22 protein-coding genes and 2 tRNA genes are annotated in these 23,841 nt (G+C 63.1%); 13 read left to right on the forward strand and 11 right to left on the reverse strand.

Annotated elements, in window-relative coordinates; translation table 11 throughout:
* Positions 1-127: 127 nt before the first annotated feature.
* The 3 genes from JQN66_RS02960 to JQN66_RS02970 all read right to left on the reverse strand — a co-directional run bounded on the left by JQN66_RS02960 (position 128) and on the right by JQN66_RS02970 (position 3,557).
* Entirely contained in the window at positions 128-1,189 is a 1,062-nt protein-coding gene (locus JQN66_RS02960; RefSeq protein WP_204676577.1) for an ABC transporter ATP-binding protein, read from the reverse strand.
* A gap of 66 nt (positions 1,190-1,255) precedes the next feature.
* Positions 1,256-2,035, reverse strand: a complete 780-nt coding sequence (otsB, locus tag JQN66_RS02965; protein ID WP_188949095.1) for a trehalose-phosphatase — start codon at positions 2,033-2,035, stop codon at positions 1,256-1,258.
* A gap of 49 nt (positions 2,036-2,084) precedes the next feature.
* A complete protein-coding gene (locus JQN66_RS02970; RefSeq protein WP_229777407.1) occupies positions 2,085-3,557 on the reverse strand; it encodes an alpha,alpha-trehalose-phosphate synthase (UDP-forming) in 1,473 nt (490 codons plus the stop codon).
* Positions 3,558-3,951: 394 nt separating this feature from the next.
* On the opposite strand from JQN66_RS02970, the gene JQN66_RS02975 reads away from it, so the two are divergent.
* The 5 genes from JQN66_RS02975 (at position 3,952) to JQN66_RS02995 (ending at position 8,931) form a co-directional block, all read left to right on the forward strand.
* Positions 3,952-4,821: a thioredoxin domain-containing protein gene (locus JQN66_RS02975; RefSeq protein WP_204676578.1), complete on the forward strand. Its 870-nt coding sequence runs from the start codon at positions 3,952-3,954 to the stop codon at positions 4,819-4,821.
* A 171-nt stretch (positions 4,822-4,992) separates the two neighbouring features.
* A tRNA-Thr gene (locus JQN66_RS02980) sits at positions 4,993-5,066 on the forward strand.
* Between the two features lie 232 nt (positions 5,067-5,298).
* Positions 5,299-6,249 carry a DUF808 domain-containing protein gene (locus JQN66_RS02985; protein WP_204676579.1) on the forward strand — a complete coding sequence of 317 codons (951 nt, stop codon included), beginning with the start codon at positions 5,299-5,301 and terminating at the stop codon, positions 6,247-6,249.
* Positions 6,250-6,352: 103 nt separating this feature from the next.
* On the forward strand, positions 6,353-8,002 hold the full coding sequence (locus JQN66_RS02990; RefSeq protein WP_239464117.1) for an HsdM family class I SAM-dependent methyltransferase: 1,650 nt from the start codon (positions 6,353-6,355) through the stop codon (positions 8,000-8,002).
* A gap of 2 nt (positions 8,003-8,004) precedes the next feature.
* Positions 8,005-8,931, forward strand: coding sequence for a hypothetical protein (locus JQN66_RS02995; RefSeq protein WP_188949091.1), 927 nt, complete (start codon positions 8,005-8,007; stop codon positions 8,929-8,931).
* Here the strand turns inward: JQN66_RS02995 and JQN66_RS03000 are convergent.
* Positions 8,928-9,686 carry a GNAT family N-acetyltransferase gene (locus JQN66_RS03000; RefSeq protein WP_204676581.1) on the reverse strand — a complete coding sequence of 253 codons (759 nt, stop codon included), beginning with the start codon at positions 9,684-9,686 and terminating at the stop codon, positions 8,928-8,930. The two genes, JQN66_RS02995 and JQN66_RS03000, sit on opposite strands and share 4 nt — an antisense overlap.
* Before the next feature lie 409 nt (positions 9,687-10,095).
* Between JQN66_RS03000 and JQN66_RS03005 the strand changes: the two genes are divergently transcribed.
* Positions 10,096-10,172 (forward strand) — tRNA-Val (locus JQN66_RS03005).
* A gap of 51 nt (positions 10,173-10,223) precedes the next feature.
* On the opposite strand, the gene JQN66_RS03010 is transcribed toward JQN66_RS03005, so the two are convergent.
* A complete protein-coding gene (locus tag JQN66_RS03010) occupies positions 10,224-11,312 on the reverse strand; it encodes an LLM class flavin-dependent oxidoreductase (protein ID WP_239464118.1) in 1,089 nt (362 codons plus the stop codon).
* A gap of 177 nt (positions 11,313-11,489) precedes the next feature.
* Between JQN66_RS03010 and JQN66_RS03015 the strand changes: the two genes are divergently transcribed.
* Positions 11,490-13,160: a threonine/serine exporter family protein gene (locus JQN66_RS03015; protein ID WP_239464119.1), complete on the forward strand. Its 1,671-nt coding sequence runs from the start codon at positions 11,490-11,492 to the stop codon at positions 13,158-13,160.
* Positions 13,161-13,166: 6 nt separating this feature from the next.
* Here JQN66_RS03015 and JQN66_RS03020 read toward each other — a convergent pair whose 3' ends face one another.
* A complete protein-coding gene (locus tag JQN66_RS03020) occupies positions 13,167-13,940 on the reverse strand; it encodes a uracil-DNA glycosylase (RefSeq protein WP_239464120.1) in 774 nt (257 codons plus the stop codon).
* Positions 13,941-14,097: 157 nt separating this feature from the next.
* Between JQN66_RS03020 and JQN66_RS03025 the strand changes: the two genes are divergently transcribed.
* The 3 genes from JQN66_RS03025 (at position 14,098) to groL (ending at position 16,979) form a co-directional block, all read left to right on the forward strand.
* Positions 14,098-14,388: a DUF3263 domain-containing protein gene (locus JQN66_RS03025; protein ID WP_188949088.1), complete on the forward strand. Its 291-nt coding sequence runs from the start codon at positions 14,098-14,100 to the stop codon at positions 14,386-14,388.
* 47 nt (positions 14,389-14,435) lie between these two features.
* Positions 14,436-15,047 (forward strand): LytR C-terminal domain-containing protein, encoded by a 612-nt coding sequence (locus JQN66_RS03030; RefSeq protein ID WP_204676582.1) that lies wholly within the window; start codon positions 14,436-14,438, stop codon positions 15,045-15,047.
* A 297-nt stretch (positions 15,048-15,344) separates the two neighbouring features.
* Entirely contained in the window at positions 15,345-16,979 is a 1,635-nt protein-coding gene (gene groL / locus JQN66_RS03035; RefSeq protein ID WP_188949086.1) for a chaperonin GroEL, read from the forward strand.
* 96 nt (positions 16,980-17,075) lie between these two features.
* Here the strand turns inward: groL and JQN66_RS03040 are convergent, their stop codons facing one another.
* Positions 17,076-17,972 carry a DUF4031 domain-containing protein gene (locus JQN66_RS03040; RefSeq protein ID WP_188949085.1) on the reverse strand — a complete coding sequence of 299 codons (897 nt, stop codon included), beginning with the start codon at positions 17,970-17,972 and terminating at the stop codon, positions 17,076-17,078.
* Positions 17,973-18,058: 86 nt separating this feature from the next.
* On the opposite strand from JQN66_RS03040, the gene JQN66_RS03045 reads away from it, so the two are divergent.
* Complete coding sequence (locus JQN66_RS03045) at positions 18,059-19,489, forward strand: LPXTG cell wall anchor domain-containing protein (protein WP_204676583.1); 1,431 nt, start codon at positions 18,059-18,061, stop codon at positions 19,487-19,489.
* A gap of 106 nt (positions 19,490-19,595) precedes the next feature.
* On the opposite strand, the gene JQN66_RS03050 is transcribed toward JQN66_RS03045, so the two are convergent.
* The 4 genes from JQN66_RS03050 to JQN66_RS03065 form a co-directional block, all read right to left on the reverse strand.
* On the reverse strand, positions 19,596-19,886 hold the full coding sequence (locus tag JQN66_RS03050) for a WXG100 family type VII secretion target (RefSeq protein WP_204676584.1): 291 nt from the start codon (positions 19,884-19,886) through the stop codon (positions 19,596-19,598).
* A 96-nt stretch (positions 19,887-19,982) separates the two neighbouring features.
* Entirely contained in the window at positions 19,983-21,536 is a 1,554-nt protein-coding gene (locus tag JQN66_RS03055) for a sensor histidine kinase (protein WP_204676585.1), read from the reverse strand.
* 40 nt (positions 21,537-21,576) lie between these two features.
* Positions 21,577-22,284 carry a response regulator transcription factor gene (locus JQN66_RS03060; RefSeq protein WP_204676586.1) on the reverse strand — a complete coding sequence of 236 codons (708 nt, stop codon included), beginning with the start codon at positions 22,282-22,284 and terminating at the stop codon, positions 21,577-21,579.
* A 58-nt stretch (positions 22,285-22,342) separates the two neighbouring features.
* Positions 22,343-22,561, reverse strand: coding sequence for a hypothetical protein (locus JQN66_RS03065; RefSeq protein ID WP_188949081.1), 219 nt, complete (start codon positions 22,559-22,561; stop codon positions 22,343-22,345).
* 251 nt (positions 22,562-22,812) lie between these two features.
* Here JQN66_RS03065 and JQN66_RS03070 point away from each other — a divergent pair, with 251 nt between their 5' ends.
* Positions 22,813-23,196 (forward strand): cold-shock protein, encoded by a 384-nt coding sequence (locus JQN66_RS03070; protein ID WP_047118284.1) that lies wholly within the window; start codon positions 22,813-22,815, stop codon positions 23,194-23,196.
* Between the two features lie 3 nt (positions 23,197-23,199).
* Entirely contained in the window at positions 23,200-23,823 is a 624-nt protein-coding gene (locus tag JQN66_RS03075) for a DUF3027 domain-containing protein (protein WP_204676587.1), read from the forward strand.
* Positions 23,824-23,841 lie beyond the last annotated feature (18 nt).

The raw sequence follows: 23,841 nt of genomic DNA on the forward strand, positions 1-23,841 counted from the left end.
GCCTTCGATGTTTAACAAAGCGTAGACGGCCTTGATGGGGCTTCAAGAGCCAGAGATGTCGCCAAAGACCAAGGGCTCGGATCCGTGCGGATCCGAGCCCTTGGTCGTACATCAATGCTTCTTTGGACTAGCCAAGTCGCAGACCCGTTGCTGTATCAAACAGGTGAACGTGCTGCAGCTTCGGAGCAATGTTCAGCCGCTGGCCGCGGGCCGGCGGGGTGCGGCCATCGACGCGGACAACGATGGTCTGCAGCTGGCCTGCCAGTTCGGCAGTGGCGTAGACGTAGGCATCGGCGCCAAGCTCTTCGACAACGTCGATGGTGATCTCCAGACCCTCGCCTTCGCCAACGAACTCGATGTCCTCAGGACGGATGCCCAGCGTGGTGCCGCCAACGGCGCCTGAAGCGCTCAAGACGATGTTGCCGAGCTCTATCTGGCCATTGGTTGCTTCCAGCTGCACAAGGTTCATGGCTGGCGATCCGATGAAGCCCGCGACGAAGACGTTGCGCGGACGGTCGTACAGTTCGCGAGGGGTGCCGACCTGCTGCAATTCGCCATCCTTGAGCACTGCGACGCGGTCGCCCATGGTCAGCGCCTCGACCTGGTCGTGGGTCACGTACACGGTGGTGACGCCCAGACGACGGGTCAATGAGGCGATCTGGGTGCGGGTCTGGACACGCAGCTTTGCATCGAGGTTCGACAGCGGCTCATCCATGAGGAAGACCTGGGGCGAGCGCACAATGGCACGACCCATGGCCACACGCTGGCGCTGGCCGCCAGACAGAGCCTTCGGCTTGCGGTCCAAGTACTGCTCAAGGTCGAGAAGCTGCGCGGCTTCCTTCACGCGTCGGGCACGTTCGACCTTGTCGACGCCGGCGATCTTCAGGGCGAAACCCATATTCTCGGCGACAGTCATGTGCGGGTACAGTGCGTAGTTCTGGAAGACCATGGCGATGTCGCGGTCCTTGGGCGGAACGTTGGTCACGTCCTTGTCGCCGATGAGGATACGGCCGGAGTTTACTTCCTCCAGGCCTGCAAGCATGCGCAGGGTGGTTGATTTGCCGCAACCCGAGGGGCCGACCAAAACCAGGAATTCGCCATCGGCGATTTCCAGGTCGATTCCGTCGACGGATGGCACAAGAGCGCCCGGGTAGATACGGGTGGCCTTTTCAAAGGTCACAGTTGCCATAACGACAATCCTTTCACGGGCAGGTACGTGCCCGACGATCCGAAGTGAAAGTGAATTGGGACACTGCTAGTCTCGCATGGAAATCAGACTTTTCAAAAGGTCCGGAACCTCGAACGGCGAATTGATACGCTGCGTCGCCGCGGTGGGTCCGCTGCCAACCTTGACCCCAAGGTCGTTTTCGGTCAACACCTTGAACCCGTTTTCGTCGGTGACATCATCGCCGACGAAGAGCACCGACTGGACATTCAAGGTGCGGCGCAGCCAGGCCAGCGCTTCGCCCTTGTGGACGTTAAGCACCGAGGCCTCAAGCACTGCCTTGCCCGACATCAACTTGACGCCTTTCAGCTCCTGCAAGGACTCCAGCGCTTCGGACATGGCCGTCTGCGCCGATTCCGGGCTGGCTTGGCGAACATGCAGGACAGTAGCCGAGGGCTTGAATTCCAGATTCACGTTCTCGTGCCTGTCGGCGATGGCCTGCAGACGGTCGGTCAGTATGCCGAGCAGCTGCGTCTGCTCTAGGCTGAGCGAGGCATCCGACCACCCGCCAGCGAACTGTTCGGGAACCAGCCGTTCAGCGCCGTGGGAACCGATACGGATGGCCGGCAGCGGCTCCGGATAGACCTCCGAAAGGGACTGCAGGTTGCGCCCAGAAATTACTGCGGTGAAAACGCCTGCCAGCTGTCCCAGCTGCTCCACCAATTCGGCGGATTCGGGCAACGGCCTGGCATCCTGCGGCCGGTCGACCAGCGGGGAGAGCGTTCCATCGAAATCGAGTGCAACCAGCACCCGGGGATGGCCGGCGAAATCCTGCAGCGCAGCGGACAATTGCTGTGAAAGAGGTGACACGTTCTGGGGGCATCCTTCGGGGGCGGTGGTTTCGCAAGTCTGCGGCGAGCTAGGCGCGGGCAACATTCTCCTTGGCCGGGGCGGACTTCGAGTTGATTTCCGCCAGCTCTGACAGGAACCGATCCGACCAGCCGGCCACGTCGAATTCCTTCAGATGGTGGTTCATGCGCTTCATGCGCTTTGCCTGTTCGGTTTCATCCATATTGACCGCTTCCATGATCTTGACCTTCATCCCGTCGATGTCATGGGGATTGACCAGTACGGATTGGGTCAGCTGGTCGGCGGCGCCGGTGAACTCGGAGAGCACCAGCACGCCTCGGCCGTCCTGATGGGCCGCCACGTATTCCTTGGCGACCAGATTCATGCCATCGCGCAAAGCCGTGACCAGCAGCACGTCGGCCGCCAGGTACAGGGAGATCATCTCGCGCAGGGGATAGGAATGGTGCAGGTAACGCAGCGTGGTGTGGCTAAGCGTGTCGTGCTGGCCGGTGATTTGCCCGACCATGAGTTCAACTTGGTCGCGTAGTTCGATGTACGTTCCGACATTTTCACGGCTTGGACTGGCCACCTGGATCAGGCACACTTCACCAGCCTGGAGCTGTTCGTCGGCCAGCAGCTCGCCGTAGGCCTTGAGCCGGTGCCGGATGCCCTTGGTGTAGTCCAGACGGTCCACGCCGAGCATGATGGTCTTCGGGTTGCCCAGTTCATGGCGGATCTGGGCGGCTCGGGCAATGATCTGCGGGTCCCGGGACAGCCTCTGGATCTGTTCGTAGTCGATGGAGATCGGGTGGGCATCTGCACGGCAGATATTCTGCAGGTCGTTCTCCAGGGAAGGGGTCGCCTCTCGGCCCTTGGTCTGGTAATCCGTGAATCGGCGCAGACAGCGCAGGAAATTGGAGGCATCGGTTTCACGTTGGAAGCCCACGAGGTCGGCGCCGGCAAGCCCCTGGAGGATCTGCTTGCGCCAAGGCAGCTGCGAGAACAGGCTCGCTGCAGGGAACGGGATGTGCAGGAAGAAGCCGATCTTCAGGTCGGGTCTTGCCAGTCGCAGCAGCCGCGGCACCAGCTGGAGCTGGTAATCATGTACCCACACCGTGGCATTGGGTGCCGCGATACGCAGAACTGCATCCGCGAAGCGCTGGTTGATCTTCTTGTAGCGGTCCCACCAGGTGCGGTGATACGACGGCGGGACGATGACGTCATGGTAGAGCGGCCAGAGAGTGGAGTTCGAGAAACCCTCGTAGTAAAGCTCCAGGTCGTCTTCGCTCAACGGCACCGGCACTAGGTGGATACCGTCCTTGTCGAAGCTGTCCAATTCTTCGTCGACTCCGCCGTGCCAGCCGACCCAAGCGCCCTCGGAAGCAGCCATGACCGGTTCCAGTGCGGTAACCAAACCGCCGGGCGAACGCCGGAATCCTTGGGTGCCGTCCGGATTAGTGACTCTGTCAACGGGCAGTCGGTTGGCGACCACCACAAAATCGGATGCGGTGCTGGCGCGATCCCCCTGAGTCGAGCTACTCACGATAAACCTCCTGGCCTAATCCTCAACCTGCAAACCAGTGGTTTTCGAAACCCGGGTCCTGAGCAAGTCTCTACCCTGCAAGTTTATTGCTGTATGCCTTGAGCCTAATGAAATATCGGGTGCAACGGAATTATCCCCAGCATTTACATCGATAGTGACGTAAACAACGTGCGGGGGTGGTCATGCAGAGTAACTGGGTGCCGAGTTGGAACGCGGCCTGACGTAGCCGAACATATTCCGTAGATTTTGGGGTCGCTTTGCCAACTGTTTGTGGAGCATATGTGCTGCCTGTGAACGTGTGTGATTATCCACGAACGAGGCAAATCGAGCGCCGACATTGGCTAAGCTTGACTGCAGATGACAGTTTTCCGCTGAGCAAGGAACCATTGAATTTATGTCTACGAATAATCCGCGGCCTTCGAAGGCTGAGCGCACGGCAAGTGCCCGCGAGAAGGCTTCGCAGATGCGCGCCGCACAGGAGTCGGCTGCCAAGCGCAAGTCGCTGTTCGTCAAGCTTGGCGTGCTCGGTGCAGTGATCCTCGTGATAGCCCTGGTCGTCACCCTGATCGTGCAGAACAACAATACGAAGGTTGCAGATTCCGGAGCTGTTCCTGCCGGCGGCAACGCCGCCGGCGGCATCGTGGTCACTTCGCCGACTACGCTGGGAGAGCGGACCGTCGAGAACATCGACGTGACGGCCCTTGAAGTTCCTGCACAGCTGCCCGCCACCCCAGAACCCCGCGATCTGACCGTGGGCAAGAAGGGCGAGCCGGTCAACATCACCATGTACGCCGACGTGAACTGCGTGCACTGCGCGGACTTTGAAGCCACCTATGGGCCCCAGCTCAATGAGTGGCTGGCGGCAGGGGATGTCAGCATCGAGTACCGTACCGTGGGCTACCTGGACGGGGGCTCGCCGACCAACTTCTCCTCACGCGGGGCCAACGCGCTGGCCTGTGTCGCCAACGACAACCCGGCAGCCTACATGCCGTTCGTGACCGCGATCTGGGGCCACTACGAGCAGGGCGAAATGAAGAACGCCCAGCTGTCCGAGATGGCGATTGCCGCCGGCGCCAGCAAGAAGGTCACCGAATGCATCGACGAGGGCACTTTCCGCCCGTTCGTCCAGTACACGACCGACGTGGCCAAATATGACGGCGTGAGCGGAACCCCGACCCTGGTGGTCCAGGGCAAGGTCCTGGATCTGGCCAAGGACGATTTCCCGACCGTGGTGAACGCTGCCATCGAGGCGAACAAGAAGTAAATCCGCCCGGGTAAGCGGAGAGCAGGTGCGGATCGGGTAGAATTCCATATTGATCTCGCACCACGACCGGAGGGGAGAAAGCCAGCGACGGCTTTCCCCCTTCCGGCATTTAAAGCGGTGACGCGCTCAATTCGCACAGTGGCCGGGTTCTCCGATATTCTTATGCGGTACGCCCCCTTAGCTCAGCTGGCCAGAGCGTCTGTCTTGTAAACTGAAGGTCACCGGTTCGAATCCGGTAGGGGGCTCGAATAAATCCTCGGAGCGCTGCATAAGTGCAGAATTCCGGGGATTTTTTGCTGACTGCGGCTTTCCTGGGCACCCTGCGCCGGACCGAACACGGCAAACGTGCCTAACCACTCGCTGGAAGTTGGATGAAATCGTCCGTGGACCGGGCCCCGCTCGCTAAAATTGGGGCAACGGTATTTTCCGGCGCGCGGAACTGCGCGACCGGACACCACAATTTCAAGGAGACCAATCATGGCCGGTGGCCTAGTAGCCCTGCTGGATGACGTTGCCGCGCTGGTCAAGGTCACGGCCGCGTCGCTGGACGACATTGCCCTGGGTGCGGCCAAGGCCAGCACCAAGGCCATGGGTGTGGTGATCGACGATGCCGCGGTCACCCCGCAGTACGTCGCCGGAATTTCTCCCAAGCGCGAGCTGCCGATCATCTGGAAGATCGCGGTCGGCTCGATCCGCAACAAGCTGTTGTTCATCCTGCCGGCCATCTTGCTGCTGTCCGCATTCCTGCCTTGGACGCTCACCCCGATCCTCATGGTCGGCGGCGCCTACCTGGTGTTCGAGGGCGCGGAAAAGATCCTCGAAGCCATAGGGCTGATCGGCCACCACGGCGTCGCCGAAGAAGGCAAGGCCCGCGACGAGAAGGTCATCATCGGCTCGGCAACGCGCACCGACTTCGTGCTCTCGGCCGAGATCATGGTGATCTCGCTCAATGAGGTGGCCCATGAGCCGTTCCTGACCCGGGCACTGATCCTGGTGGCCGTGGCGGTGCTGATGACCGTGCTGGTGTACGGCGCGGTGGGCCTGATCGTCAAGATGGACGATATCGGCCTGGTGCTGGCGCAGAAGCAGCGCCAGTTCTCGCAGAAACTCGGCCGAGGCCTGGTCAAGGGCATGCCAATCGTGATGTCGGTACTGGGCAAGGTCGGCGTTGTCGCGATGCTCTGGGTCGGCGGGCACCTGTTGCTGACCGGCACGGACGAACTGGGGTGGCACGCACCCTACGGCTTCGTGCACCACGTCGAGGTGCTGGTCCACGACGCCACCGGTGCCGCCGGAGGCGTGCTGGGCTGGCTCGTGAATACCGCCTTCTCCTGCTTGGCCGGGTTGATCATCGGCTCGGTGCTGACGGCTGTCATCCTCGGGATCAAGAAGCTGCTGGGCAAGAACAAGGCGGTCGCCGCGCACTAGGAAGGGCCCCCGCACGGTTGCGTAGAATAAGTGGATCGCCCCTGGAGGCCAAGCTCCCCGGCCCGGCCATTCTGTCCGGATGCCATGGAAAGATCGATGTGTGTTGAGTAGAGAAACGACCAAGCAGGACCCTGCAGGGCGCCACGCCCGCGGTGCGTACTTCACCCCGGAACCCGTAGCACGCTTCATGGCCCAGTGGGCGTTGGGCGAGCACGGGCACCGGGTGCTTGAGCCTTCCTGCGGCGAGGCGCAGTTCCTCGCCGCCGCGCACTACATCGTGGACGACGGCCGGGGCTCGGTGGAGCTGTTCGGCATCGAGCTGCACGAGCCATCGGTGCAGGCAGCCCGTGCGGTGCTCGACCGGCAGGGCGCCGCCGCGCAGATCACCCACGCGAATTTCTTCCACGTCGCCGGGACCCATGACATGGACGCGGTCATCGGCAACCCGCCCTACGTACGCTACCAGCTGCACCGCGGCGAGGACCGGCGGCTCTCCCGCGCCGCCGCCCGCGAGGCCGGCGTCGAACTCAACGAGCTGGCCAGCATCTGGGCCGCCTTCGTCGTGCACGCCACCAGCTTCCTGGCTCCGGGCGCACGCATGGCCCTGGTGCTGCCGGCCGAGCTGATGTTTGTGAACTATGCGGCACCGGTGCGCCGGATGCTGCTCGAACGCTTCGAGCGGGTGCACCTGGCGGTCTTCGAAGAACGCCTGTTCGCCGACGCGCAGGAGGAAGTGGTGCTGCTGCTGGCCGAAGGCTACGGCCAGGGCTCCAGCACCGCGCTGCGCCTGCACCAGTTCCGCAACGCCGCGGACCTCGACCGGCTGGGCGACGGCATCGAGCACACCCCGGCCAGCACCTCGGAACGCTGGACCGGATCGCTGGTCGGCCTCGAGGCGCAGGGCGTGTTGGACCAGGCGCTGGCCTCTGGCAGTTTCGCGCCGCTGCAGAGCTGGGGCGAGACCTCGCTGGGCGCGGTGACCGGCAACAACAAATGGTTCACGCTGTCCCCGGCCCAGGTGAGCGAGCTCGGCCTGGCCCCCGAGGACCTGGTGCGCATCTCGCCCCCGGGGTCCCGGCACCTGCGCGGCCTGGAGCTGGATACCGAGCAGTGGGAGCGGCTCGGCGACCACGGCAGCGCCACCTACCTCTTCCGGCCTGCCGCGCAGCCCTCTGCTGCCGGGCACCGGATGGTGGACGCCGGCCAGGTCCTCGCGGTGGACAGCGCCTACAAGTGCAGGGTGCGCAGCCCCTGGTGGCGGGTGCCGCTGCTGTCAGTGCCGGATCTGTTCATGACCTACATGAACGCCGACACCCCGCGGCTGACCGCCAACGAGGCCGCGGTGCACCACATCAACTCCATCCACGGCGTCTACCTGGGCGCCGACGTGCGCGAACTCGGGCGCGAGCTGCTGCCGCTGGCCTCGCTGAATACGCTGAGCATGCTCGGAGCGGAAATGGTGGGACGCTCCTACGGCGGCGGAATCCTCAAGCTCGAGCCGCGGGAAGCGGACCGGTTGCCGGTGCCCGCAGCGCCCGCCGTCGCAGCCCATGCCCCGGCGCTGCGCGCTGTCAAGGACCAGGTGCGCGAGCACCTGGCCCACGGCCGCAAGGCCGAAGCCACCGCGCTGGTCGACGGGATTGTCCTGGAACAGCTGCTGGGCCTGAACCCCGGGGCGATCGCCGCGGTGCACCAGGCCCGCGCCGACATGTTGGATCGCCGGAAGGCACGAAGTAAGACGGTGAAAAACTAGACGTGGCAAACCCTGCGATTGAAAAGACCCTCGCTTTTGCGGAGTTCGACACCACGCTGATGTCCGCCGCCAAGGACTCGCCCTGGATCCGCAACGGCGCGGTGACCGAGGACTTCAATCCCTCCTACGACGTGCTCGAACGCCTGCTGAGCATCCCTGTGCGCTCCAAAGCAGCCACCCGCTCCGGGCGCTTCGCCCAGGGCGTGGACACCTGGCTGGCCCACGAACTGCGCCGCGCAGGATTCGACGCCGACCTGGTCTGGCCGCGCACCGAGGCGCCGCGCGTGCTCTCCAAAGACATTCTGGAGCTGCTGCGCCGGCTGCCCGAACGCCTCTCCGAGGAAGTGCACGAGGCCATCATGGCGGGCAAGGCGGGAAGCACCGATGCGCGGATCCTTGGCCGGGCCTACATGAAGCAGACCGACGTGGTGATGACCCACTGGTCCACCGGGCCGGAACTGCTGCTGAGCACCAAGGCGATGACCTCGTCCTTCGGCAAGAACCTGTCCAACCGCTACGAGGAAGCCTACGGGGACGCCGCGAACCTGCGCGCCCGCTATCCGCTGGCCGCCGTCGGGTTCTTCTTCGTCCAGCGCGCCACGATCCTGGACAGCGAACCTGCGGCATTCCGGCGCACGGTGGACATGATCCGCAAGCTGCGCGATTTCGGCGACGGCTTCGGCTATAGCGCCACCGGGCTGCTGCTCGTGGACTGGGATGACGAGGCAGAGAACCCGCAGGTCAAGTGCGTGCACTCGCCGGTACCTTCGGATATCGCCGCGCCGCAGTTCCTCAACGCGATGGTGGACGAAGTCCTGAAGGTCACCCCGATCGACCTGCATGAGGCCGCCCGCGCTCGCCGAGCCGGAGAAGTGGTCCCGCTGCCCGGCCACGAAGCGGTGGACGAACAGCAGGACGCGCTCTTCTAGTACGCCGGATCGACGCTGGTGGTTCCCAGCCAGTCGTTCTCCGGCGCCTCCACGCCCAGCCCCGGGAACTGCGGGTCGGCATCTTCGGCTTCCGGGCCGATATGCAGCGTGGGCACCAGCGAGGGAAGCTGTCCCAGCTCAGCGCCTAGTTCCATGGCCAGCGACGGCGCCGGCTGGGCCTGCACCGCCTGTTCCAGCGCCGACTGCAGCGATACCGGTGCGGGGGAGTCCGCGGCTGGCAGCTCAACCAGGGCGATATCCGGTACGGCGGGCACGGACTGGGGCAGTCCGGCGGCCCAGTCGCATGCGGCGTCGGTGGCCCGGTAGATGAACTTGGTCTGCCCGTCCTGCTCGAAGGTGCGCTCGCGCTCCCACAGCTCGGAACGTTCGTAGTACGCCCACGAGGCGGGGTTCGCCGAATCGATGATGGTGATCGGCGTGCCTCCGGCGTGCAAAGCGAATTCGAGGCGCAGTGCAGCGACATGTTGGCGGATGCCCATGCGACGGTAGTCCGGGCGCACCGCCATGGATCCGAGCTCGAGCGCGTCCATGGCGCTGGTCGGGGCAATGATCGAATCGTGCACCACCCCGGCGGCGACCAGGAGCGCGCCGTCGCGGACGGTCACGATTGCGCGGGCGCGGTCCATTTTCTGGTGCCAGCGGTCATCGACCAGGGTGTACAGGCCAGCCAATTCAGCACGTTGGGCCTCATTTGGAGACAGGCGTGACAAGGCAAAAGTCAGGTTTTCAAACACTGGGGTACGGTCCTAAAAAAGCTAAGAACGAACGAAAAAGTGGCTTTGCTTCCCGGAGAAAAATCCGTTCGGCGGTTTCGTTGGCCTTGAGGGGACCGTTGCCGGCGGCTTCCGGCAGCTTCCTTGTAGGGCCCAGTTTGAGCTCGATGAGCTAGAAAAATTATGCGGTCTGAAAGTGCACTTTGACAAGTTGAAACGACGGCTCTGAAGTGAACTCTAAATAAACGAATTGCCACCGTTTTTCAGGGCTTGTCACCGGTCGTTTTGAAGATTTTTTGGTTCCCGGACCGCATGGTGTTCCAGGGTGCCGAAGCGGCCCGGGACGGGGCCGTTTCGGCACGATTTGGAACGGAGGTCGGAATACGGCTAGGATTATCTAGGTGCTGAACCGGAAACGGACAGCGCAGATGGATCTTTAGCTCAGTTGGTTAGAGCGTTCGCCTCACACGCGAAAGGTCGCTGGTTCGAGTCCAGTAAGATCCACCAGCAAAAAGCCACCGCAGAAATGCGGTGGCTTTTTTCGTATCAGGGTGCCTGCTAGTTTTCCTGGCTTGCGCTGAGCAGCTCATGGATCCTCGGCTTGACCTCGGTTCCCAGCATCTCAATGCTCTTCATGAGGTGTTCATGGGGCAGCGATCCGGCGGAGTACTTGATGTCGATGCGGGACAGTCCGAGGGTGGTGACCGCCTTGGCCATCTTGCGCGCCACCGTCTCCGGGCTGCCGGCCATCATGGCGCCCTGCGGACCCATCGCCGCCTGCAGCTGGATTCGGCTGGCGGGACCCCAGCCGCGCTCGGCTCCCAGCCGGTTCATGCTGCGCTGGTAGTGCGGCCAGAGCAGTTCCAGGGCTTCTTCATCGGTGTCGGCCACGAGCCCGTGGAAGTGGGCTCCGACCGGCTGCTCGGGTTCGCTGAACTCCTTCAGGGCCCGGTGGTACAGGTCCACCAGCGGCTCGAAGGCTGCGGGCTGGCCGCCGATGATGGCCAGGAACAGCGGCAGGCCGTGGCGTGCGGCGCGGATAACGGACTGCGGACTGCCTCCCACGCCGACCCAGGTGGTCAGCGGCTTGCCTTCAAGCAACGGGTAGACCTGCTGGCCGCGCAATGCGGCGCGGTGGCGCCCGGACCACGACACCGGATCCCCGTGGCGCAACTTGGCCATCAGGGCCAGTTTCTCTTCGAAGAGTTCCTCGTAGTCTTCGAGGTCGAGCCCGAACAACGGAAAGGACTCGATGAATGAGCCGCGCCCTGCAATGATTTCCGCGCGGCCGCTGGACAGCGCGTCCAGGGTGGCGAAGCGTTCGTAGACGCGGACCGGATCGTCGCTGGAGAGCACGGTGACCGCGGTGCCGAGCTTGATATTCTGCGTTGTCGCCGCCAGTGCCGCGAGCACCGTCTCGGGGGAGGAGACCGAGAAGTCGTCGCGGTGGTGCTCCCCGATTCCGAAGAAGTCCAATCCGACCTCTTCGGCCTTCTGCCCCTCGGCCAGCACATTGCGGATCACCTGCGCGTGGGTCAGCGGGATGCCGTTGGCGTCCTCGGTGATATCCCCGAAGGTCTCGGCCCCGACCTGCGGAAGGTGCACGGTGGTGTTCATGGGTTCGGCCTCTCGATTTGTTGCATGCATTTGCATCTACTTTTCCACTGTGCGTAACCTGTCTGGCTGCAGAAGTATTCCCTTGGCTGCGGCTCGCCCGAATGTGTTCGGCGATACGCCGTGATTTGGCGGATTCCCCAGCAACTTCCAGAACTCGGGTTGTATCGTGATTTACATGCAACATCGAACGTTTCGGGAGGGTGATCCGTGGCGCAGCTGAACAACGACCAGTGGTCCGGAATTCCACGGGGTGCAGGGGACGATCCAGATCCTGTTGTCGGCGCATTGCCGAAGATCAGCACCAGCGAAATCAAGATGGGGCAGCTTGCCGAACCCGGGCATCATGAGGAGCCGACGGCCTCGGAACTACCGCTGAACACCGCGGTCAGCGCCAGCGTCGCCGCGGCCCCTGCCTCGGATCCCGAATCGCGCACCGGCCGGGTGCACACCACGGATGAAGGCATCACCCTGGTGCCGACGCGGGCGAACCCGGTGGCCCGCAGCCTGCTGGCCAAGATGTGGATCTCCACTGCCCCTCCGACCCAGGCGCTGAACATCGTGGACCGCCTGCAGGGCACCCCCTACGCAAACCCCAAGGTCAACAAGGACCAGGACGCCTCGGCCCGCCGCACGCTGGAATTCGCGCTGGACCTGGGCGAGACGCTGATCCGCTACGGGGCCGGTGCGTTGGAAGTGGAGACCAGCATCATCGCGGTCACTGCGGCGCTGGGGCTGAGCTACCTGGACGTGGATATCACCAACCAGTCGCTGCACTTGAACTACAGCCCGCCGGACGCCGAGAGCTATTCGATCCTGCGTGTGGTGCGTTCCTCCACGGCGAACTACGCCGGACTGGTCCTGGTGCACCAGCTGGTTTCCGACATCATCGCAGGAGGTGTCTCGCGCAGCGAGTCCGCCAAGCGGCTCAAGTCGATCCTGAACAGGCCCAAGCCATTCCCGCGATGGATCGTGGCCAGCGGCAACGCGGTATTCGCCGCGGCCTTCGTGCTGTTCATCGGCGGCTCGTGGCTCGGTGCGCTGGTGGCCATGGGTTCATCCTCGATCGTCTCGCAGATCGGGCGCTACGGCGCCCGGTGGCGCGTGCCGGCCTTCTTCACCATCGCCGCCTCCACGTTCGTGGTCACCGGCATCGCCCTGGTGAGCTATGAGCTGCATGCGCCCATCGATCCGGCGCTGGTGGTATCCGGCGGAATCCTGCTGCTGCTGCCCTCCGGACGGTTCGTCTCCGCCCTGCAGGACGCGATCAACGGATTCCCGGTGACCTCCGTGGGCCGCCTGTTCTCCGCGGGGCTGACCTATACGGCCATCGTCTCCGGCATTTCCACGGCGCTGGTGATTTCCTCGGTGCTGGGCTGGGACAGCGTGGACGTGCACCAGATCGTCAAGACCGAATACCCGGCGTGGCTGCTGGTGGTCCTGGTGGCGGTGGCGATCATCGCCGGCGCCGTCACGGAGCAGAGTTCGGTGAAGCTGCTGCTGCCCACCGCCGGCATCGCCGTCGGCGGCTACCTGGTCCAGCTGTTGTGCGAGTACATCGGGCTGGGCGCGCGGGCTACCCCGGCCGTGGTGGCCACGGTCATCGGCTTCGCGGCGCGCTTCGCGGCGGACAAGCTGCATTCCCCGCAGCTGGTCATCGCGGCCCCGGCGGTCATGTTCCTGCTGCCCGGCCTGATGATCTTCCGGGCCATGTACGCCATCGTGTTCGATGCCAGCGACATGTCCAGCGGCCTGGTGGAGATGTTCAACGCCTTCGCGATCATGCTCTCCATCGCCGGCGGCGTGGTCTTCGGCGACACCCTGTGCCGCCCGCTGACGTCCAGCGCGCGACGCGAGCGGCGGCGGATCCGCCGCCGCTAGGCGCGGCTACAACGCAGGAAGAGACCAGTCGATCGGCGGTTGTCCGGAGTCGGACAGCCGCCGATTGATTTCCGAGAAGGGCCGGGAACCGAAGAACCCGCGGGAGGCGGACAACGGCGACGGATGGGCGCTGGCCAGCTGCGGCATCCGGTCCATCAGCCCGGCCAGCTTCTGCGCGTGCCTGCCCCAGAGCAGGGCGACGGGCGGGTTATCACGCTGGTTCAACGCTGCGATGACCGCTTCGACCACGGCGGACCAGCCCAGCCGCTGGTGCGCCCCGGCATTTCCCGCCTGGACCGACAGCGACTGGTTCAACAGCAGGACTCCCCGTTCATGCCAGGCGCTGAGGTCCGGATGCGCCGCCGGGGCGATGCCCAAGTCGTCGTTCAGCTCCTTGTAGATATTGGCCAGCGAGCGGGGCAGCGGGCGCACCGAAGCCTGGGCGGCGAAGGCCAGGCCGTTGGCGTGGCCCGGCGTCGGATACGGATCCTGGCCGATGAGCACGACGCGCACCTGCGATAGCGGAATGCGAAGTGCGCGCAACATCACGTGCGGCTCCGGCAGGATCTGCTCTCCGGCGGCGCTGCGCCCGGCCAGTTCAACGGCGATCGCCCGGAGCCTGTCATCAAGCGGCTGCAGCACCGGGACCCAGTCCTGTGCGATGAATCCGCGCTCCGCCATGGACTGGGCGCCGTGGTGGAAGGGGAAATCCCCGGGCTCGTAGCGGGGGATCGGCGCCGGTTCCGGGTCGCCGAAGAGGGATGGCTGCAGGTTGTCCATGGCATCCATTCTGCCGGTATTCTGGCGTGGCTGTTCCGGCAGGCGCGGCGCAGCACAGGCGAGTTGGTTAGAATATCGGTGGTATGTCCGCCAATGGTGGAGCAAAACGCAGGGCCGAGACCGGACTTTGCCGGGTGAAGGAAAGAGGTGTGGACGCATGGCCGAGGGGGAAGTACTGGTGGATTTCGTAATGAATCCCGACTCCGAGCTCGACGAGCGTTCCCAGCAGATCCTGAACATGGAAAAGTTGTGGTGGAAGTATGCCGGCGCCAAGGAACAGGCGATTACCAAACAGTTCTCCATGTCGCCGACGAATTATTATCAGCTGCTGAACCAGCTGATTGAGACGGACGCGGCGTTGGCTTACGACCCAATGCTGGTCAAACGCCTGCGTAGACTTCGTTCTACCAGACGTCGTGTGAGCGGTACCGCCGGCTCCGGACGCTAGTTTCCGGGAACCAGCCGCGACCAGTCAGACCTCGAGCAAGGACAAGAATGACCAACTACCCACGTGACGAATTCGATCGCGTTCCGGAGTTCAACACCCGTGTGGGATCGCACCACGCCAACGGGTGGGCGCAGTCTGCCGCCTCCACGAGGACCGGTGGGAAACTTCGTTGGGTAGTCATTGCAGCCGTTCTTGTTGTCCTGGTAGGCGCGTTCGCCTACTTCTTCGGCCCCGGAGGGCTGAAGCCGATCGTCGGATCCGCCCCCAACACCACCGCAACCGGCACCGCCAGCCCGAGCGAGGACGCCGCCGCCAGCCCGAGCGAAACCGAGAGCGCCACCCCGTCAGCATCCAGCACCATCGACGACGACGACGTGCTGTTCGGCCAGCTGATCGGCGTCTACAACGGCGCCAGCATCGCAGGCATCGCTTCGGCCGGCCAGGAGGCCCTGGCCGACGCCGGATTCACGAACATCACCGCAAGCAACTGGACCCGCCCGGCCGAGACCTCCACCGTGTACTACACCTCGGAGGCCTATCGCACCACGGCCGAAAAAGCCGCTGAAGCGCTGAATATCGACGAGGTTCTGCAGACCCAGAACATTCCCAACCGGGTGACCGTGGTGATGGGCGCGGACGACACCCTCGAAGTACGATAACTCCGCAGTATCCAATTGCTTCGCTGTGAGCCGATCGGCTTGCACTCGCAGGGCGAGAGTGCCAATATTTGTATTAGCACTCATGCGTTGCGACTGCTAACGCCGATCGGCTTTTCGCGTTTTATCCGCGGCCGGTCCGGCACCATGCACCGCTTCGCACGGAGCGTGAAGAATACCTCAGATAGCGAGAGCTGACGCGGCTGCCGGCCCGATGCCCAGTCGTTGCACTCGTCCGTCGCGGGCGCTGTCTGTCGGTTGCATTTTCGCAAAATCGTCCCGAAAGGACCGAAAGCCACTATGGCCAAGATGATTGCATTTGACGAGGAAGCACGCCGCGGACTTGAGCGCGGCCTGAACACCCTTGCAGACGCCGTAAAGGTGACCCTGGGCCCACGCGGTCGCAACGTAGTTCTGGAAAAGAAGTGGGGTGCCCCGACGATCACCAACGATGGCGTGTCCATCGCCAAGGAGATCGAGCTCGAGGATCCATACGAGAAGATCGGCGCAGAGCTGGTCAAGGAAGTTGCCAAGAAGACTGACGACGTCGCAGGCGACGGCACCACCACCGCAACCGTTCTCGCCCAGGCCCTGGTGAAGGAAGGCCTGCGCAACGTTGCCGCCGGCGCCGACCCGATCGCACTGCGCCGCGGCATCGACAAGGCCGTAGAGGCCGTCACCGCCGAGCTGTTCGCCGCCGCCAAGAAGATCGAGTCCAAGGAGCAGATCGCTGCCACCGCTTCGATCTCCGCAGGCGACACCGAGATCGGCGGCCTGATCGCCGAGGCTCTCGACAAGGTCGGCGAGCAGGGCGTCATCACCGTCGAGGAGTCCAACACCTTCGGCCTTGAGCTGGAGCTGGCCGAGGGCATGCGCTTCGACAAGGGCTACATCTCCGCATACTTCGTCACCGACGCAGAGCGCCAGGAGACCGTGCTGGAGGACCCGTACATCCTCATCGTGAACTCCAAGATCTCCTCGGTCAAGGACATGGTCACCCTGTTGGAGAAGGTCATGCAGTCGAACAAGTCGCTGCTGATCATCGCCGAAGACGTCGAGGGCGAAGCTCTGGCCACCCTGATCCTGAACAAGATCCGCGGCCTGTTCAAGTCCGTTGCCGTCAAGGCTCCGGGCTTCGGCGACCGCCGCAAGGCCATGCTGACCGACATCGCCATCCTGACCGGCGGCCAGGTTGTTTCCGAGGAAATCGGCCTGTCCCTGGACAACGTTGGCCTGGAGGTTCTGGGTACCGCCCGCAAGGTCGTTATCACCAAGGATGAGACCACCATCGTTGAAGGCGGCGGCGAAGCCGACGCCATCGAAGGCCGCAAGGCCCAGATCGCCGCCGAGATCAAGAACACCGACTCGGACTACGACCGCGAGAAGCTGCAGGAGCGCCACGCAAAGCTCTCCGGCGGCGTCGCCGTGCTGAAGGCCGGCGCAGCCACCGAGGTGGAGCTCAAGGAGCGCAAGCACCGCATCGAAGATGCCGTGCGCAACGCCAAGGCCGCAGTTGAAGAGGGCATCGTCGCCGGCGGCGGCGTGGCCCTGATCCAGGCTGGCGCAGCTGCCTTCGCGAAGCTGTCGCTGGAAGGCGACGAGGCTACCGGTGCGAACATCGTTCGCGTCGGCATCGAAGCCCCGCTGAAGCAGATCGCGCTGAACGCCGGCATGGAGCCAGGCGTTGTCGCCGACAAGGTCAAGGGCCTGCCTGCCGGCCACGGTCTGAACGCCGCCACCGGCCAGTACGTCGACCTGCTGGAAGCTGGCGTGAACGACCCGGTGAAGGTGACCCGTTCGGCTCTGCAGAACGCTGCCTCGATCGCAGGCCTGTTCCTGACCACCGAAGCCGTTGTCGCCGACAAGCCAGCTCCTGCTGGCGCCGCACCAGCCGGTGACGACATGGGTGGCATGGGCGGAATGGGCGGCTTCTAAGCTTCCCGCCCGGCTCGGCAGTACGCCGAGACCATCTGGTGCCTGTGGCCCGTTTCCTTTGCCGAAAACGGGCCACAGGCCTTTAACCGCTGAAATCTATTCGCCGAGCCAGAGGCGCAGAACGGAGATTTCAGCGCCGACATTGTCGCGCGCCGCGGTTTCCCAGCGGTCGATGCCGCGCGCGGTGCTGTAGATGTTGTCCTTTTCCAGCAGCGAACCCAGCACCTTGATCCGTCCGGCGGCCAGGGCAGGCCGCGGGAAATGCGCGTATTCCTGGTAGATCGCCTGGGCGTAGCGCTGGTAGGCCGGGTGCGGGCGGGCCAGCACCTCGAGATCCGCGTCGCACAAAATCCGGCCCAGACGATCGTGGTCGCCGGGGGAATGCCCCGCCGTGAGCAGCACCAGCTCGCTGACCTTGGACACTGCACCGGGGCTCAGCAGCCCGTAGAGGCGCTCTCGGGCAAGGATCGCCGACTTGGCTTCGTCATCCGACGCACCCTCGTACACCGCGTCATGGAACCAAGCGGCAAGCTGCAGCAGCATCCGTTCCTCGCCGTCGGTCTGGTCCTTGGCCAGCCAGTCCAACGCCTCCAGCACGGACAGCAGGTGAACCCGGTCGTGGTATCTGCGGTGCGACTGGGACCAGCGTTCCAGCAGCTCCCGCCCCAGTTGGGGCTCGGTGGGCAGAGTACGAGCCCATCGCCGAGCCAGTACCGGCCCCAGCTTCTCCGGGCGGTACTTGGCAGGGATGCGCAGCCCGGAGGCGATCAGCGCCCGCACCAGGCTGCCGGCTGAAACCTCGCGCGCGCCGCCTTGCACCAGCTCGGAATAGCGTGCTTGCGGAACGTCGTAGTGGTCCTTGTCGAATGCGCGCTCGGGCAGCTGATGCGCACGGGCGAAGGCGTGCAGTTCATCCAGCGTCGCATCGGAAACCAGATGCGAAAAGAGCGTTCCATGGGCAGGCCATGACGGTGGGTCGATCAGGATGCTCATGCGTTCTAGCCTACGTGCTCGAATCCGTTGCGAATCACCGCGGGGAGTCCGGAATGCCGTTATTCAAACTCTTGTTGTAAGACACGATGAATTACTTGGCGGCGGTCACTTCTTCGGATAGGTTGTACCTTAATCATTCAGCACTTTCACAGGCCAGAAATCTATCGTCACTGAAGCGGAACGCCCCGGCATCCCGCGGTCTGCCTGTGACTTCTTTGGGGAATCGAGACACTATGTCGCCTAAGGTCAATACCACCCTGCTTTCGGCAGCGGTCATTTCGGGACTTCTCGTCTCCGCCGCACCGGCACAGGCCACCGAAACCACGGACGCTTCGGTCCAGAGCATCACCGTTGAGCAGCCGGAAACCCAGACTGCGCCGGCAGTGCCGGCGACCCCTGTGGTCCCAGTAGCGCAGCCTGCTGTCGAAACTGTCGTTGAGACTGCGCCGCCAGTTGTTGAAGCGCCGGCTGGCATCGTCGAAGATGTTGCCGCGGAAGCACCAGCAGAGCAGGCCGTGGTTCAGGAGCCGCAGGCTCCAGCCGAGGACAGCGCCGAGGAAATTGCTCCGGCTGCACCGCTGGAGGAGACTGCTACGACCGAACCAGTTGAGGAATCGACCGTTGTGCAGGATCCGGCAACGGGCACCGAGACCGATGCAACCCAGCCAGAGGACGAGACCTCCGCTGCAACTGAGGAAACGGCCGAGATTGGTGACAGCGAGGGCACCGAACGTGACAACGCTCCCTTGGCTTCCTTCCTCGAATCCGCGGCTGTCCAGCAGCTGTCGGACGAGTTCGGAGATCTGGATTCAGATATGTCCGATGAGGAACAGGCTTTCTGGGAAAAGGTTGATGCGTTGCTGCCTGAGGGCAGCGAAGACTGGGATGACGCCCAGTGGGATGCTTACTATGAAACTGAAGATGGACAGCTCCTGCTGCAGCTGATCGAGGAAGAATTCGGTGCAGAAGATCCGGAGATGTCCGATGAGGACCTGCAGTTCCTCGAAGAGATGATGAATCGTCTTCCTGCAGGGGCTGAAGACTGGACCGACGCTCAGTGGGGAGAATTCTTCGCCACTGAAGACGGCCAGGAGTACTTGGTGTTCGTGCTCACCTACCTTCTGGACGGCGTGACCAGTGAAGCGGAGCTTGAAGAGCTCTTGGAATCAATCTGGGCCGAGTTCCCCGGCGATGAGCAGTGGCTCGAAGATTTCCTGGCTTTTTACTTCGGTGAAGATGGCACCGAGCCCGAGGGCGAGAAGCCGGAAGTGAAGCCCGAAGCAAAACCGGAGGCCAAGCCGTCCGAGAAGCCTGTAGAAATCAAGCCGGCCGGTACCGTTGACAAGAAGCCGGAGAACACCGGCTCCGAAGCTGCCAAGGGCGATGCGAAGCCGCAGGCTTCTGAGAATGAACTGGCTGAAACCGGTTTCAGCGGTGCTCTGCTGGCGGCTGCCGGCGCAGGCCTGTTGCTGATGCTGGCCGGAGCCGCCATGGTTCTCCGCCGCCGCAAGGCCTGATTCTGGTAGCCAACGCTTAGACACCGGCCGCTGGACGTCTTCCCAGAAGATGTTCCAGCGGCCGGTGTCTTTTTGCATTAACGCTGATTTTGCTGGGACGTGCCGCTCAGTAGCGGAACAGCGAGGTGTTGACCTGTTCGACTTCCTCATACTGCGCCGAGGCATGATGCAGAGCTGTGGCGATGTTGCCCAAGGCTTCTTCGATGCGCAGGTGGGTGCTTCGCCATTCGGCCACAATAGACTGGAATGACGTGGCCGCCGACCCCTGCCAGGTGCCCTGCAGTTGGTCCAAATTCATCTGCATCGTGGCGACTTCCGACCGGAGGCGGTCGATGGTGCCCATGACCGCTTGGGACTTGGCCTGCATTTCGCCGGTGTTGGTGGAGAACGTACTCATGATTCCTGCTCGCCTTTCATCGGATCTCGATGACCTAACGATAGGAATCACGCCGCAGCAACAGAACCAGCCGACGCCCGGTTGTGGACAACCGGGCTATGCCTTGCCGTGGTCCGGTTCGAACTCGAAGTCGTCATCGTCACGCGGCTCCGGCATCGGAACGTAGGGCAACGAGATGGCCATGGTTGCGCCGCCGCCTTCGGTTTCACTCAGGGACACGGAGCCACCGTGCTGTTGGACAATGGCCGCGACAATCGCCAGCCCGAGGCCGGAGCCGCCGGTTTCCCGCTGGCGCGAGGCATCAGAACGGTAGAAGCGCTCGAAGATCCGTTTTGCATCGTCTTCAGGAATGCCATGGCCATGGTCGCGGACCTCAAGCACTGCGTCGAGGGCTCCGGCCACCAGCGACCTCACCCCCACTGCGATCTCTATCGGGGTGCCTTCGGGGGTGTATCGCAGCGCATTGGTCAGCAGGTTGGCAATGACCTGCCGGATACGGGCGTCGTCCCCGACGGTGCTTGCGGGGCTGGGCTGGTTGCTGGAGAGTCCCACCAAGGTGACTTTGCGGTCCGGGGCACGGACCCGGGTATCCTCCACGATGTCCTGTCCAAGGACCAGCAGATCGACGGGCTGCTTCTCCATCGGCCGTTGCTCATCGAGACGGGCCAGCATCAGCAGGTCCTCGACGAGCTGCGCCATGCGTTTGGATTCGCTTTCGATGCGACCCATGGCCGAATCGAGGGCTTCGGGGTTCGCCAGCCCGCCGTGGCGGTAGAACTCCGAGTAGCCCTGAATGGTGACCAGCGGAGTGCGCAGCTCATGGGAAGCATCCTGGATGAAACGGCGCATTTTCTGCTCGGAAGCCTCGCGGTCCTTGAATGCCTTCTCGATCTGCGCAAGCATCGAGTTCAGCGAGCGTGAGAGCCTGCCGACTTCCGTCTCCGCAGGATAGTCGGTCACACGCTGGGTGAGGTCACCGGCGGCGATCATGGACGCGGTGCGCTCGACTTTCGTCAGCGGCTTCAGCGACCGTGTGGTGAGCGCATAAGCGATCATGGACATGACCAAGGCCGCGAGCAAGCCGGTGGACAGCACCAGTACCGCAGCCTGCTGGGCAGTGTTGTTCACGGTGTTCAGCGGGATTGCCAGAAACAGGTTCAGGCTGCTGCTTTTGAGCGGAATGACCATGGTGCGCCACCCGGCCGAGTTCGACTGGATTCCGGGGATGGTTACTGGCTTGTTCGGGGTCTCCAGCAGCTTGTCAATGTTGGCTATATTCAGCAACGGAGAATCCAAGGCGGTGCTCGGCGACACTCGGGATCGTGGCATGATGTAGACGATTTTCCCGTCTTCATCGCGGATATCGGCGTAGGAACTGTTCAGCCCCAGCAGCGTCGGGTCGAAGTCCTTAAAGCCGTCGGGATTCCCCGGATTATCCACCGAATACAGGTAGGCCTTGTTCAGCCCGAGTCCCATGGTCGGTCCGGCGGCGACGAGCTGGTCATCGATCTGATTGGTCATCGAGATCCGCAGCGTATGGGCCGAGCCCACAGCCGTGGCTACGATGGCCAGAATCATCAGCCCGAACATCACTGTCACCAGCTTGGTGCGCAGCGTGGTGCGCCGCCAGAGGGAACGAATCGACTTCATATGATGACTTTACAAGTCCCTTGTTCGTGGGCGGGCGCCGTTATCGGCGATCCGGGGTGCGCATCAGGTAGCCGACGCCGCGCTTGGTCTGGATCAGAGCAGGCCACTCAGGGCGGTCGACCTTGCGGCGCAAGTAAGAGATGTAGGACTCGACGATCGATGCGTCGCCGTTGAAGTCGTATTCCCACACGTGGTCCAGGATCTGCGACTTGGAAAGCACGCGGTTCGGATTCATCATCAGATAGCGCAGGAGCTTGAATTCGGTCGGTGAGAGGTCGATGATCTCGCCGGCTCGACGGACCTCGTGGGCATCGTCGTCCAGTTCAAGGTCGGCTACGACGATGGTGGCATTCTCCTCCTCGCCCGACGAAGTGCGGCGCAGGACTGCGCGGATGCGAGCTACGACCTCATCCAGGCTGAAAGGCTTGGTGACGTAGTCGTCGCCGCCTACGGTCAGGCCTGTGACCTTGTCCGAGGTGTCGTCGCGTGCGGTGAGGAACAGAACCGGGAAATGGCGGCCGGCAGCGCGCAGCTTGCGGGTGATGGTGAATCCATCCATGTCCGGCAACATCACGTCGAGCACCGCCAGGTTCGGCTCTTCGGCTTCAACCGCTGCCAGGGCGTCGCGGCCGTTGGCTGCGGAAACAACTTCGAATCCTGCGAAGCGCAGGGAAGTGGACAGCAACTCGCGGATATTCGGTTCGTCATCGACAACGAGAAGTTTTGCCTCTGGGGTTTTTGCACTCATGAACCCCAGTGTGCCTAAGAAGTCTGGGAGCTGCCTGTATGAAAGCTGGGGCGGAAAACTAGTTGCTGCGACGCCGAATGATGTTGCCGATGACCACCGCAATGCCCAGCAGGAAGGCTACCGGAAGGCCCCAGACTCCCAGCACCATCAGGAATGGAGGGATGCTGATTTCCTGGAAATAGAGCACCAGCGTCGCGGCCAACGCCAAGGTGGAAACAGCGGCAACGCCAATGGCTAGACGAGAAACTACGGACAGGGCGACGGATAAGGTGCTCACTCTTTCTACTTTACCGTTGCCGTCCAGAAGGAGGAGCCCGCGAGTCGAACAGCGCCCAAGATGATTTTGTGTCGGGATGAATGACATAATCAAAGTTAAACGACTTGATTCGTCTCCGTACGTTGAGCACCCGGGAAAAGAAATATCATTGCCCTGCGAAAGCTCCGCGGAAGCGAACACATGGAAACGCATGGCGCTGAGCAGGCCTCGGCCATGTAGCTACGCACGAGAAACGAACGAGGTATTACAACATGCCTACCGGCAAGGTTAAGTGGTACGAGAAGTCCAAGGGCTTCGGCTTCATTACCGCAGAAGACGGCAAAGAGATCTACGTCAACGCAGCGGCTCTGCCGGACGGCATGCATGAGCTGCGCCCGGGAACCCGGCTTGAATTCGGTGTCGCGGAAGGCCGTCGAGGCCCGCAGGCCCTGAGCCTTCGGGTGCTGGAAGCCGCCCCGTCGGTGGCGCGCGCCAAGCGCAAGAAACCCGAAGCTGAGGCCGTCGTCATCGAGGACCTGATCAAATTGCTGGACAGCGTTTCGAATACCTTGCGCAATGGGCGCTATCCTGAACATGCATACGGCAAAAAGGTAGCTACCGTGCTCCGCGCAGTAGCCGACGATCTGGACGCATAAATAATGGCCCGTAAACCCAAGCTGGACACCATCCTCGCTGAAGCGGTCGATACCGCGCGGCTATCCCTGGTCGAAATCGCCGGGGAATCCGAAATTGGCGAACACCTCGGCGTCACGGCCGAGGGTGAGCGACTTGTCACCCATAGATTTATCTCCCACAAAAAGGGATACCAGGGCTGGACATGGTTCGCGACGCTCGCTCGGGTGCCACGGGCCAAGGCCAAGGATCTGACTGTGTGCGAGGTCGGGATCATCGCCGGCGAGGATTCGCTGCTGGCTCCCGCATGGGTTCCGTGGGCCGATCGCTTGGCCAAGGAAGAGATTGAAGCAGCGCAGGCTGAGCAGGGAACCGCTGAGGGCGAGCAGCCTTCCGAGGGGGAGCCAGCGTCCGCAGCGGGAGATGACCAGAGCTCGGGGCAGCCGCAGGAAAAACTCGAAGGCGAAGACGACTCCACTTCTGCACAGGACGATCTCGGTGCTGACGAGGAATCGGACAGCGAGGACGAGGATGCGGCGCAGGCACTAAAGTCGCCGGCACGACGCCAAGTTCGCCGCCGACGCACTGCCCAGCGCACTGCTGCTCGACGCCGAGCAGCGCAGCGCAACCGTGCACGCAAGGACGGCTAGCACTCAAGCAACCACATG

The sequence above is a fragment of the Glutamicibacter protophormiae genome (genome assembly GCF_016894325.1).
GTDB classification, from domain to species: Bacteria; Actinomycetota; Actinomycetes; order Actinomycetales; family Micrococcaceae; genus Glutamicibacter; species Glutamicibacter protophormiae.

Coding starts and splice junctions, on each gene's coding strand:
- JQN66_RS03060 (WP_204676586.1), bottom strand. CDS start 22,284: ATGAGTGCAAAAACCCCAGAGGCAAAACTTCTCGTTGTCGATGACGAA.
- groL (WP_188949086.1), top strand. CDS start 15,345: ATGGCCAAGATGATTGCATTTGACGAGGAAGCACGCCGCGGACTTGAG.
- JQN66_RS02975 (WP_204676578.1), top strand. CDS start 3,952: ATGTCTACGAATAATCCGCGGCCTTCGAAGGCTGAGCGCACGGCAAGT.
- JQN66_RS03010 (WP_239464118.1), bottom strand. CDS start 11,312: ATGCATGCAACAAATCGAGAGGCCGAACCCATGAACACCACCGTGCAC.
- JQN66_RS03020 (WP_239464120.1), bottom strand. CDS start 13,940: ATGGACAACCTGCAGCCATCCCTCTTCGGCGACCCGGAACCGGCGCCG.
- JQN66_RS03075 (WP_204676587.1), top strand. CDS start 23,200: ATGGCCCGTAAACCCAAGCTGGACACCATCCTCGCTGAAGCGGTCGAT.
- JQN66_RS03040 (WP_188949085.1), bottom strand. CDS start 17,972: ATGAGCATCCTGATCGACCCACCGTCATGGCCTGCCCATGGAACGCTC.
- JQN66_RS03030 (WP_204676582.1), top strand. CDS start 14,436: ATGACCAACTACCCACGTGACGAATTCGATCGCGTTCCGGAGTTCAAC.
- JQN66_RS03050 (WP_204676584.1), bottom strand. CDS start 19,886: ATGAGTACGTTCTCCACCAACACCGGCGAAATGCAGGCCAAGTCCCAA.
- JQN66_RS03070 (WP_047118284.1), top strand. CDS start 22,813: ATGCCTACCGGCAAGGTTAAGTGGTACGAGAAGTCCAAGGGCTTCGGC.
- JQN66_RS03045 (WP_204676583.1), top strand. CDS start 18,059: ATGAATTACTTGGCGGCGGTCACTTCTTCGGATAGGTTGTACCTTAAT.
- JQN66_RS02960 (WP_204676577.1), bottom strand. CDS start 1,189: ATGGCAACTGTGACCTTTGAAAAGGCCACCCGTATCTACCCGGGCGCT.
- JQN66_RS03055 (WP_204676585.1), bottom strand. CDS start 21,536: ATGAAGTCGATTCGTTCCCTCTGGCGGCGCACCACGCTGCGCACCAAG.
- JQN66_RS03025 (WP_188949088.1), top strand. CDS start 14,098: ATGGCCGAGGGGGAAGTACTGGTGGATTTCGTAATGAATCCCGACTCC.
- JQN66_RS02985 (WP_204676579.1), top strand. CDS start 5,299: ATGGCCGGTGGCCTAGTAGCCCTGCTGGATGACGTTGCCGCGCTGGTC.